Source organism: Streptomyces sp. Root1310 (genome assembly GCF_001426425.1).
Lineage (GTDB): Bacteria > Actinomycetota > Actinomycetes > Streptomycetales > Streptomycetaceae > Streptomyces.
On sequence record NZ_LMEQ01000031.1, the window covers coordinates 1 to 11,312 of the forward strand.

Annotated in this window: 10 protein-coding genes; 8 read left to right on the plus strand and 2 right to left on the minus strand. The window is 71.3% G+C overall.

Features of this window, described 5'->3' with window-relative positions; translation table 11 throughout:
- From ASD48_RS30700 to ASD48_RS30725, 6 genes are all read left to right on the plus strand, one after another.
- Positions 1 to 327, plus strand: a 327-nt coding sequence (locus tag ASD48_RS30700; protein WP_199876056.1) for an alpha-glucosidase C-terminal domain-containing protein, incomplete at its 5' end; no start/stop codon positions are given.
- 28 nt (positions 328 to 355) lie between these two features.
- Positions 356 to 1,717, plus strand: a complete 1,362-nt coding sequence (locus tag ASD48_RS30705) for a hypothetical protein (RefSeq protein WP_057605071.1) — start codon at positions 356 to 358, stop codon at positions 1,715 to 1,717.
- Positions 1,718 to 1,722: 5 nt separating this feature from the next.
- Positions 1,723 to 3,927, plus strand: coding sequence for a 1,4-alpha-glucan branching enzyme (gene glgB, locus ASD48_RS30710; RefSeq protein WP_057605072.1), 2,205 nt, complete (start codon positions 1,723 to 1,725; stop codon positions 3,925 to 3,927).
- A gap of 57 nt (positions 3,928 to 3,984) precedes the next feature.
- On the plus strand, positions 3,985 to 5,073 hold the full coding sequence (locus ASD48_RS30715; protein ID WP_057605073.1) for a glutamate--cysteine ligase: 1,089 nt from the start codon (positions 3,985 to 3,987) through the stop codon (positions 5,071 to 5,073).
- A 414-nt stretch (positions 5,074 to 5,487) separates the two neighbouring features.
- Entirely contained in the window at positions 5,488 to 7,392 is a 1,905-nt protein-coding gene (locus ASD48_RS30720) for an AMP-dependent synthetase/ligase (protein WP_057605074.1), read from the plus strand.
- Between the two features lie 206 nt (positions 7,393 to 7,598).
- On the plus strand, positions 7,599 to 8,045 hold the full coding sequence (locus tag ASD48_RS30725) for an ATP-binding protein (protein WP_057605075.1): 447 nt from the start codon (positions 7,599 to 7,601) through the stop codon (positions 8,043 to 8,045).
- A gap of 55 nt (positions 8,046 to 8,100) precedes the next feature.
- On the opposite strand, the gene ASD48_RS30730 is transcribed toward ASD48_RS30725, so the two are convergent.
- Both ASD48_RS30730 and ASD48_RS30735 read right to left on the minus strand, forming a co-directional pair.
- Entirely contained in the window at positions 8,101 to 8,559 is a 459-nt protein-coding gene (locus tag ASD48_RS30730) for an ATP-binding protein (protein ID WP_057605076.1), read from the minus strand.
- On the minus strand, positions 8,556 to 8,927 hold the full coding sequence (locus ASD48_RS30735; RefSeq protein ID WP_057605077.1) for a hypothetical protein: 372 nt from the start codon (positions 8,925 to 8,927) through the stop codon (positions 8,556 to 8,558). The genes ASD48_RS30730 and ASD48_RS30735 overlap by 4 nt, the downstream gene beginning before the upstream one ends.
- 287 nt (positions 8,928 to 9,214) lie before the next feature.
- Between ASD48_RS30735 and ASD48_RS30740 the strand changes: the two genes are divergently transcribed.
- Together ASD48_RS30740 and ASD48_RS44935 are read left to right on the plus strand one after the other, a co-directional pair.
- Positions 9,215 to 10,009, plus strand: coding sequence for an RNA polymerase sigma factor SigF (locus ASD48_RS30740; RefSeq protein WP_057605078.1), 795 nt, complete (start codon positions 9,215 to 9,217; stop codon positions 10,007 to 10,009).
- A gap of 299 nt (positions 10,010 to 10,308) precedes the next feature.
- A partial coding sequence (locus ASD48_RS44935) for a HAMP domain-containing protein (protein ID WP_242432788.1) occupies positions 10,309 to 11,312 on the plus strand: 1,004 nt, incomplete at its 3' end.

Here is an 11,312-nt window from a genome sequence, read left to right on the forward strand (position 1 = left end):
ATCCGCAAGCAGAACCCCGCCTTCGGCCTCGGGACCTACACCGAACTCCAGTCCTCCAACCCGGCCGTCCTCGCCTTCCTGCGCGAGGCCCCCCTGACGGCCGACGGAGGGGACGACGTGGTGCTGTGCGTGCACAACTTCTCGCGCTCCGCGCAGCCCACCGAACTCGACCTGCGCCGGTTCGACGGCCGCCACCCCGTCGAGCTGTTCGGCGGGGTCCGCTTTCCCGCCATCGGGGAACTGCCCTACCTGCTCACTCTCGCGGGACACGGCTTCTATTGGTTCCGGCTCACCAGAGCCGCGTCCCGGATCGGCCGCCGCCTGTGAGCGAGCGCCGGGGAAAGGATGGGTCACCGTGACGAAGACCGCACCCCTGCGACCGAGCAGCGCGAGCGGCGTCCGCACCGTCGGGCCGCTCGCCGCGCTGCTGTGCGAATGGCTGCCGCGGCAGCGCTGGTTCGCCGGCAAGGACCGGCCCCTCACCGACCTGCGCATGCTGTCGATGACCGAGCTGTACCCGGGCTGTCTGCATCTGCTCGTGCACGCCGATCAGTCGGGCGTCCCGACTCCCGGGGGCACTCCCCCGGCCGGCGACTGCTACCAGCTGCTGCTCGGCGTCCAGGAACACCTGTCGCCGCGGCTGGGACGGGCACTGATCGGCAGGGTGGAGGACGGGCCGATGGCCGGCCTGACGGTCCACGACGCGCTGCAGGACCCCCGGTCCGCTCATCTGCTCCTGGAGCGGATGCGGCATCCCGGCACGCTGGGGCCGCTGTGCTTCGAGTCCGACCCGTCCGTGTCGCTGCCCCCGGGGCTCGCGCCGCGGCTGCTGGAGGCCGAGCAGTCCAACACCTCGCTGGTGTACGGGGACGCGTTCATCCTGAAGATCTTCCGGCGTATCCAGCCCGGGGTGAACCCCGACCTGGAGGTACCGGTCGCGCTGGCCGGGCAGGGGTGCGGGCGGGTGCCCGCGCCCGTGGCCTGGTTCCGCACGACGCATCCGCAGGAGGCGACGCTCGGTGTGCTCCAGCCGTTCCTGCCCGACGCCTCGGACGGCTGGACGCTGGCGCTGCGCGCCCTCGCCCGCGGGGAGGACTTCACGGCGGAGGCCGAGGAACTGGGCCGGGCCACGGCGGACGTCCACCTGGCGCTGGCCGCCGCGCTGCCGGCCGGTCCGGACGCCGAGGACGGGCGGACGGCGGCGGCGATGACGGAGCGGCTGGAGGCGGCCGCGCACCATGTGCCGGCGCTGCGCCCGTTCGTGCCGGGTCTGACCACCGCCTTCGGCGCGCTCGCCGTGTGCGACGCCGGCCCGCCCGCCCAGCGCATCCACGGGGACCTGCACCTCGGGCAGGTCCTGCGCGCCGGACGCGACTGGTTCGTCATCGACTTCGAGGGCGAACCGTCCCGTCCGCTGGCCGAGCGGCGCAGCGCCCACTCCCCGGTCCGGGACATCGCCGGGATGCTGCGCTCGTTCGACTACGCCGCCCGCCAGCGCCGTCCGTGGCGGCCGGAGTGGGCGCGCCGCTGCCGGGAGGCCTACTGCGCCGGCTACGCGGCCCGCGCGGGCTGGGACCCCCGCAAGAAGCATGCCCTGTTGCGTGCCTACGAGACGGACCGAGCCGTGTACGAAGTGCTGTACGAGGCCCGTAACCGTCCCGACTGGCTGCCCGTACCCATGGCGGCGATCGAACGACTCGCCGTCCGAGGAGGCTGACCCCTGTGGCCCTGCGTGACACCTCTCCGCCCGAGTCGGCCGGTCCCCGCCCGCGCACGGCGCCCGCGCTCGATCCGGCCGACCGTGGGCGCCTGCTCTCGGGCGCGCACCACGATCCGCACGCCCTGCTGGGCGCGCACCCGGTGCCGGGCGGAATCGTCTTCCGGGCGCTGCGGCCCTTCGCGGACGCCGTGAGTGTCGTGATCGACGGCGATCCCACCCCGCTGGTCTCGGAGGGCGACGGTCTCTTCTCCGTCGTCCTGCCGCTCGACGCGGTGCCCGCGTACACGCTGCTGGTGTCGTACGAGGGCACCGAGAACAAGGTGGACGACCCCTACCGTTTTCTGCCCGCCCTCGGCGACCTGGATCTGCATCTCATCCGGGAGGGGCGGCACGAGGAGCTGTGGAAGGCGCTCGGCGCCGAGCCGATGGCCCACCAGGGTGTGACCGGCACCCGGTTCACCGTGTGGGCGCCGAACGCCCAGGGGGTGCGCGTCGCCGGGGACTTCTGCTTCTGGGACGGGACCGCCTTCCCCATGCGGTCCCTCGGCTCGTCCGGCGTGTGGGAGCTGTTCCTGCCCGGTATCGGCGAGGGCACCCGGTACAAGTTCGAGATCACCTCGCGTCACGGCCACCGCTTCCTCAAGGCCGACCCGATGGCCCGGCGCGCGGAGGTGCCGCCGGACACCGCGTCGATCGTCCACGCCTCGCACTACGAGTGGGCGGACGAGGAGTGGATGGCGCACCGGGGCGACGTCCCCGTGCATGTGGCGCCGTTCTCCGTGTACGAGGTCCATCTGCCCTCCTGGCGACCGGGACTGACGTTCCGTGAGCTCGCCGAGGAGCTGCCGCCGTACGTCAAGGACCTCGGCTTCACGCATGTGGAGTTCATGCCGGTCGCCCAGCATCCGTTCTCCGGTTCCTGGGGCTACCAGGTCACCGGGTTCTACGCGCCGGCCTCGCGCCTGGGCAGCCCCGACGACTTCAAGTTCCTGGTGGACGCCCTGCACCGGGCCGGGATCGGTGTGATCGTGGACTGGGTGCCGGCGCACTTCCCCAAGGACGACTGGGCGCTGGGCCGGTTCGACGGGGAGCCGCTGTACGAGCCCGGCGACTCCCGGCGGGCCGAGCACCCGGACTGGGGCACGTACGAGTTCGACTTCGGGCGCGTCGAGGTGCGCAACTTCCTGGTGGCGAACGCCACTTACTGGTGCGAGGAGTTCCACGTCGACGGGCTGCGGGTGGACGCCGTCGCCTCCATGCTCTACCTCGACTACTCGCGGGACTCCGGACAGTGGTCGCCCAACGTGTTCGGTGGCCGGGAGGACCTGGACGCCATGGCGTTCCTCCAGGAGATGAACGCGACGGTCTACCGCCGCAACCCGGGGGTCGTGACGATCGCGGAGGAGTCCACCGCGTGGGAAGGGGTGACCCGGCCGACCGACAGCGGCGGTCTGGGGTTCGGGCTGAAGTGGAACATGGGCTGGATGCACGACTCGCTGGAGTACATCGCCAAGGAGCCGGTGCACCGCAAGTACCACCACAACGAGATGACCTTCTCGATGGTGTACGCCTACAGCGAGAACTACGTGCTGCCCATCTCCCACGACGAGGTCGTCCACGGCAAGCAGGCGCTGGTCTCCAAGATGCCCGGCGACTGGTGGCAGCGGCGCGCCAACCACCGCGCGTACCTGGGGTTCATGTGGGCCCACCCGGGCAAGCAGCTCCTCTTCATGGGCCAGGAGTTCGCCCAGGGCGCGGAGTGGTCCGAGGCGCACGGACCCGAGTGGTGGCTGCTGGACCCGGGATACGCCTCGGCGGGCGATCACCGGGGGGTGCGGGACCTGGTGCGTGATCTCAACACGGTCTACCGGGCCACCCCGGCTCTGTGGGAGCGGGACACCGATCCCGCCGGTTTCCGGTGGGTGGTCGGCGACGCGGCGGAGGACAACGTCTTCGCGTTCCTCCGCCACGACGCCCAGGGCGCTCCGCTCCTCGCCGTCAGCAACTTCTCCCCGGTCGTGCGTCACGACTACCGGCTGGCCGTGCCCGACGGGGTGCCGGCCTGGCGCGAGGTGCTCAACACCGACGCCGAGTGCTACGGCGGCAGCGGCCTCGTCCGTCCCGCCCCCGTCGCGGCGCGGGACGGGGAGATCGCTCTCACCCTGCCGCCCCTGGCCACGGTGTGGCTGGCGCCGTCGTCCGTGTGAACCGCCCCGGGCGGGGCATTCGGGTGCGTACCACCCGCCAGAGAGAGGCCGCATCCCGTGCGCACCGTCGGAGTGGAGGAAGAACTCCTCCTGGTCGACCCGGAGACCGGGGAGCCCCAGGCCCTCTCGGCCGCCGTCCTCGCCCGCGCCTCCCGGCGCGGGGCGGAGGACGGCGTCTTCGAGAAGGAACTGCACAACCAGATGCTCGAGTTCAACACCCACCCGCAGTCGGTCATGGGCGAACTCGGCGCGGAGATCGTCCGGATACGCGGCGAGGCGGCCCGGCATGCGCGGGCGGCCGGGTGCGCGGTCGCCGCGCTCGCCACGTCCCCGCTGCCGGTGCGCCCCACCGTGAGCATGAACCGGCGCTACCAGTGGATGGCGGAGCAGTACGGCATCGCGACGCGTGAGCAGATGGTGTGCGGCTGCCACGTCCATGTGTCCGTCGACTCGGACGAGGAGGGCGTCGCCGTCCTCGACCGGATCCGGCCCTGGCTGTCGGTGCTGACGGCCCTGAGCGCCAACTCGCCCTTCTGGCAGGGCGCGGAGACGGACTACAGCAGCTATCGCAGCCGGGTGTGGCAGCGCTGGCCGTCGGCGGGCCCGACCGAGCTGTTCGGGTCGGCGGAGAGGTACCACCGGCGGGTGGCGGCCATGGTGGACACCGGAACGATCCTCGACGAGGGCATGGTCTATTTCGACGCCCGGCTGTCGGCGCACTATCCGACGGTGGAGGTGCGGGTGGCGGACGTCTGTCTGCACGCGGACACCGCCGTGCTGATCGCCACGCTGGTGCGGGGGCTCGTCGAGACCGCCGCCCGGGACCGGGAGGCCGGCCGGGAGCCGCTGGACCACAGCGTGAGCCTGCTCCGGCTGGCCGGCTGGCGGGCCGCCCGCTCGGGGCTGACCGAGGATCTGCTGCACCCCGAGACCATGCGGCGCGCGCCCGCCGAGACGGTGGTCCGGGCGCTGCTGGGGCATGTCGAGGACGCGCTGGCGGACAGCGGCGACCTGGAGCGGGCCCGCGCTTCCTGCGACGCACTGCTGCGCGACGGCAACGGCTCCCGGATCCAGCGCGAGGTGTGGGAGCGCACCGGCAGTCTGCGCGAGGTGGTCACCACCTGCGTGCAGCACACCCAGGCCTGAGGTCGTCTCCCGCACACCCGGCGGATCCCGGTCGGTGCGCCGACGCGATCGGCATGGGCACCGGTCGCCTGCGCCGGAAGCGGGCGGCGCACGGGGACGGCCATGACGATGATCAGGGTGAGCGGGGCCTCGGCCCGGCGCCCGGACGGGTCGCGCGTCTCCCGAGGGCCGGCGCCGGACACGCCGCTCCCCACGGTGGGGAACGACCTGGCTCGCGCTCTCCGAGTCCCCCGGGCCGCCGGCTTCGACGGCGGCGAACCGTCGGAAGGGACGGGGGCCCGGCAGGCCGAGATCATCAACGCGGATTACTTATTCGTTCCAGGCCACAACCGGTCCCACCTGGGCTACATTCGGGCACCGTCGATAACAGTTCCCGTCGGCGGAGTCACAGCCCGTACACCTCAGGAGCAGCGCATGCGCGACTTCGCCCTCGCTCCCCCGCCCACCACGCCCCTGACCGGAGGCCTCGCCGACACCGTCTTCGAGACTGCCGCCCGCACCCCCACCCTTCCCGTGCTCTCCCGCCGTCCGGACGGCGCCTCCGGCGACTGGGAGGAGGTGACGGCCGTCGAGCTGCGGGACGAGGTGGTCGACCTGGCGAAGGGGTTCGTGGCCTCGGGGATCTCGCCCGGGCACCGCGTCGCGATCATGGCGCGCACCCGGTACGAGTGGACGGTCCTGTGTCACGCGCTGTGGGCGGTGGGCGCCGAGGTCGTCCCGGTCTATCCGACGTCCTCGCGCGAGCAGGTCGAGTGGATCCTGCGGGACTCGAACTGCGTGGGCGTCATCGTCGAGGACGAACAGAGCGTCATGACCGTGGGATCGGTGTGCGCGGCCCTGCCCTCGCTGCGCAACGTCTGGCAGTTGGACGCCGGGGCGTTCGAACAACTCACGCAGCGCGGCGAGTTGGTGCCGATCACCACCGTGGACTCGCTGCGCCGGATCGTGCTGCCCGACTCCACCGCCGTGATCGCCTACACCTCGGGGACCTCCGGCCGGCCGCTGGGCTGCGCGCTGAGCCACCGCAGCCTGGCCAGCCCCTGCGACACGCTGCTCGCAGGCTGGGGGCACACGGCCGCGCCCGCCGGCCGGCAGCCGAGCGTTCTCGCCTTCCTGCCGTTCTCCCACGTGTACGGGCTGATGATCCAGGGCCTGTGTCTGCGCGGCGGCATCCTGATGGGCCACCAACCCGACATCGGCGCGGAGGCCCTCGCGGAGGCGCTGCGCACCTTCCGCCCGACGTATCTGTACGCGGTGCCTTCGGTGTTCGAGAAGATCTACAAGAACTTCCTGCGGGCGGCCCAGGAGGCCGGCCGCGGCGCCCTGTTCGAGCGGGCGGCGGAGACGGCCCGGGATTTCGCGGCCGCCGTCGAACGGCAGCGGCTGGGCCGTGGCTCGGGGCCCGGTTTCGACCTGCGGCTCCAGCACGCCCTGTTCGAACGGACGGTGTACCGCAGACTGAGGGCGGCGCTCGGCGGCCGCGTCCACCGCGCCACCTCGGGCGGCTCCCCGCTCCACCGCGATCTGTCCCTCTTCTTCGAGGGCATCGGCATCTACGTGCACGACGGGTACGGCCTGACCGAGACCAGCGGCGGGATCACGATGCAGCCGCTCGGCCGGGAGAAGTCGGGCACCGTCGGACAGGCCCTGCCGGGTGTGGACATCCGGGTGGCGGACGACGGGGAGATCCTGGTGCGCGGCCCGTCGGTGTTCCAGGGGTATGTCAACGACGACGCCGCGACGCGGGCCGCGCTGTGGGGTGGCTGGCTGGCCACGGGTGACCTCGGGTTCCTGGATTCCGACGGCTATCTCACGATCACCGGCCGCAAGAAGGACGTGATCATCACCAGCAGCGGCAAGAGTGTGGCGCCGGCCTCACTGGAGCAGCGGCTGCGGATGCATCCGCTCGTCCACCAGGCCGTGGTCGTGGGTGACAACCGGCCCTGCGTGGGCGCGCTGATCACCCTGGACCCCGATTTCCTGGCGCACTGGCGCGGGAACCTGATGCTGCACGGCGACACCCAGAGCCGGGAGGCGCGCGAGGAGAACGCCCTGCGGGAGGAGGTCGGGCGGGCGGTGGCCGCCGCCAACAGCACGGTGTCCCGCTCGGAGTCCATCCGCGCCTTCCGCATCCTGCCGCAGGCGTTCGACCAGACCAACGGCCTGCTGACGCCGTCGATGAAGCTGCGCCGCGACTCGATCGTGGCGCACTACGCGGCGGCGATCGAGGCGATGTACCAGGCCCGGGCGCGGCTGCCCCGGCAGAGCGCACCGGAGGAGGTGCTGGGCTGGGACGACGCCGACGACGTCTTCCGGTGATCCGGACGGCGCGTGCCGGACGGCCCGTACCCGGGGCCGGACACACTGCGTGGCCGGGAAACCGGCGATCGCGATCCGCCGCGACCGTATGCCGTCGGACAACGGACGCGTAGCCTGGCGGCCCTCGGGAACCCTGTAGGGGCGACGCCAGAGAGCCGTACGAGAAAGGACGACGGTCCCGGAGACTCAGGGACTGCACTGACGACATGGCAACCGAGCCGCGTGGAAACGACGCACTGTCCTCCTGGGCGATTCCCAGCCGTACAGCCCGCTTCGAGGGCGAACCCCAGGACGTGACGGGTGCACGGCTGGCCACGGAGGAGTTCCTCCATGAGCTGGCCGGCACCGTGCCGCCCACGGCACCGGAGTGCTGGCACGACATCGTGCTGATCGTGACGGAGCTGGCGGCGAACGCCGTCCAGTACGCGCCGGGCCCCTTCGACCTGTGCCTGCGCCCCACCTTCGACGGCGTGCATGTGACACTGCACGACACCAGCAGCACTCCGCCGTCACCCCGGCCGTTCCACCCCGACAGCGGGGGCGGCGGTATCGGCTGGTACCTGGTGCACACCCTGTGCAGTCAGGTCAGCGTGGTGCCGAACGCGGCCGGGCAGGGCGAGGGCAAGGACGTGCACGTCTTCCTGCCGTGGTGAATCGGGCGGCGGGGACGGAGCGCGGTGACGGGAGCGGAGAGCCCGCGCCGTCGCGTCAGTCCGGCCGGTCGGCGGTGCGGATCGGCACGAACAGGGTGATCGTCTTCCCGCCGCCGTTCTCTTTCTCGATGGTGATGTCCCGGGCCAGGCGGACGACCAGCGGCCAGCCGTAGCCGCCCACCCGGTGGCCGGCCGGGCCAGGGCCCGGTCCGCCCACCGGGGCGGGCACCGCGTCGCTGTGATCGCGCACGGCCAGCCGGATCCCGTCCCGCACCGGAGTCATCTCGAACCCGGCCAGTCCGCCGCCGTGCCTGAGGGCGTTGGCCACCAGCTCAGACACGACCAGCAGCAGGTCGATGACGTCCTCCTCGCGCGCCGGCCGGGTGGACGGATCCCACCGGGCGTCCACCACCGTGCGGGCGTGGGCCCGGGCCGCGGCGGCGGTCTTCACCGACGCCGCGGCCGTCTCCCGGACGGGCGCCGAGCGCGCGGGCGCGAGTCCCTCTTCCCTCATACCGATGGCGTTCCCCGTGGTGTCAACCGGCGATAGTGGTCACCGACGGCGGTGAGGTACGCCGGGTCCGTCGTCTCGCTGTCGGTGCGGAACCGAGGCGCGTCCTTGACCTCGTCCCCGGTGCAGCCCAGGATCACCTTGCGTTCCGTGTGGTCGACACCCGCCACGACGCCCACCGGGACGACGGCGCTCCTGCCGAACAGCCACACGCCGGTGTCGACGACCAGGTGCCGCATTCCGAGCGGGTCGGCCTCGCGTTCCACATGCCCGAGGGTGCCGTCGGCCGTCATGACGGCGTAGTCGGTCAGGTCCTGTCCTTCGGCGTGTCCACTGTCCGGCGTGTACGACCAGATTCCGTCGATGGTCACACTGCTCCCTTCTCGCGCTCCACAGCTGCCATTACCCGCCCGCGGCGCCCGCATTCGGGGGCATGTCCGTCCGTTCCTGACCGAAGAGAGGGGGTATCGGCCCGCGCTGAAGAAGTTTGTGCGAAACAACGGGCATGAGATGCGGAACCCGGGGCAGACGCACTCCGTCATCGACGGGCTCGACGAACGGAGTGAGCGGCATGAATGCCGTGACGGCACACGCAACGACGGCCACGGCAGCGCGGGCGGGCACGGAGAGCCCGCAAGGAGGGGTTCCGCTCATCGAGATGCCCACCCAGGTGAGCCCGAAGGACGCGCGGGAGCTCTCGCGCCGCTTCTTCGACCGGCTGGCCGTCGTGGAGGAGGGCACCCACGAGTACCAGTACGTCCGCAACACCCTGATCGAGATGAACCTGTCGCTGGTGCGGTACGCGGCGTCCCGCTTCCGCGGCCGGGGCGACTCCATGGAGGACATCGTCCAGGTCGGAACGATCGGGCTGATCAAGGCCATCGACCGGTTCGAGCTGACCCGCGAGGTCGAGTTCACCTCGTTCGCCATTCCGTACATCGTCGGCGAGATCAAGCGGTTCTTCCGGGACACGAGCTGGGCGGTGCACGTGCCGCGCAGGCTCCAGGAGGCACGGGTCGAACTGGCCAAGGCCACCGAGGAGTTGCAGACGCGGCTGGGCCGGATGCCCACCACGCGTGAGCTCTCGCAGCTGATGTCGCTCTCGGAGGAGGAGGTCATCGAGGCGCGCAAGGCGTCCAACGGCTACACCTCCGCCTCCCTCGACGCGGCCCTGACCTCCGACGGCGGTTCGGACGGCGAATCCGTGCTGGCCGACTTCCTCGGCGCCGAGGAGCCGGCTCTGGAGCTGGTGGAGGACTTCCACTCGTTGGCTCCGCTGATCGCCGAACTCGGCGAGCGGGAGAAGCGGATCATCCACATGCGGTTCGTCGAGGAGCGGACCCAGGCGGAGATCGGCAGGGAGCTCGGCATCTCCCAGATGCATGTGTCACGGCTGATCAGCCGCATGGTGCAGCGGCTGCGGACCGGCCTGCTGGGGGCCGAGATCGCCTGACCCCGCACCTCCGGTCGTGACGTCGCCCGGGACGGCTTTCGCCGTCCCGGGCAAAGTCGTGCGTGTACCCCGCTTCCGTTCGTGTATGCGCGGTGCCCGACTTCTGGAATTCCTGTGTGCGCAAAGTCGGCGATGCTTTGTTGCGCCGGGCCCCTGTGGGTTAGCCTGCGGCGGATTTCTCTCATCGCGCACATCCGTGAACTGCGGAAATCCATGCATCACAGACAGGGCCGTCCACCCGGGTGGCCCGGTTCCGAGTCCCCGCCCGGGGGCTCCAGGGGAGCGGAACGAGGGTAGGCATGACCAGCAACGCGACCGAGTCCGTGGACACGGTTCCCGGCGACCACGAGCTCAGGCAGCTTCTGGCAGGCCTGACGGCCGTACGGGACGGGGACTTCGGTACCCGGCTGCCCACCGACGGGGACGGTCTGCTGGGTGACATCGCCACCGTTTTCAACGGCATGGTCGACCAGCTCTCCGTCTTCACCTCCGAGGTCACCCGGGTGGCGCGCGAGGTGGGCACCGAGGGCACCCTGGGCGGTCAGGCGGAGGTGCCCGGCGTCTCCGGGACCTGGGCCGACCTGACGGACTCCGTGAACGCCATGGCGGGCAACCTGACGACCCAGGTGCGGGACATCGCCCAGGTGGCGACCGCGGTCGCCAAGGGCGACCTGTCCCAGAAGATCGACGTGCCGGCCCGGGGCGAGATCCTTCAGCTGAAGGAGACCGTCAACACGATGGTCGACCAGCTCTCCGCCTTCGCCGACGAGGTCACCCGCGTCGCCCGCGAGGTCGGCACCGAGGGACGGCTCGGCGGCCAGGCGCAGGTGCCCGGGGTCGCCGGGGTGTGGCGGGACCTCACCGATTCGGTCAACTTCATGGCCGGGAACCTCACCAACCAGGTCCGCAACGTCGCCCAGGTGACCACGGCGGTGGCCAAGGGCGACCTCTCGCAGAAGATCACCGTCGACGCCCGCGGCGAGATCCTCGAACTCAAGAACACCATCAACACGATGGTCGACCAGCTCTCCGCCTTCGCCGACGAGGTCACCCGCGTCGCCCGCGAGGTCGGCACCGAGGGCAGGCTCGGCGGCCAGGCCGACGTCAAGGGTGTCAAGGGCACCTGGCGGGACCTCACCGATTCGGTCAACTTCATGGCCGGGAACCTCACCAACCAGGTCCGCAACGTCGCCCAGGTGGCGACCGCGGTGGCCAAGGGCGACCTCTCGCAGAAGATCACCGTCGACGCCCGCGGCGAGATCCTCGAACTCAAGAACACCATCAACACGATGGTCGACCAGCT

Bases quoted from the DNA above. Each gene is read 5' to 3' on its own strand.
- ASD48_RS30720 (WP_057605074.1), top strand. From the start codon at position 5,488: ATGCGCGACTTCGCCCTCGCTCCCCCGCCCACCACGCCCCTGACCGGA.
- ASD48_RS30725 (WP_057605075.1), top strand. From the start codon at position 7,599: ATGGCAACCGAGCCGCGTGGAAACGACGCACTGTCCTCCTGGGCGATT.
- ASD48_RS30730 (WP_057605076.1), bottom strand. From the start codon at position 8,559: ATGAGGGAAGAGGGACTCGCGCCCGCGCGCTCGGCGCCCGTCCGGGAG.
- ASD48_RS30740 (WP_057605078.1), top strand. From the start codon at position 9,215: ATGCCCACCCAGGTGAGCCCGAAGGACGCGCGGGAGCTCTCGCGCCGC.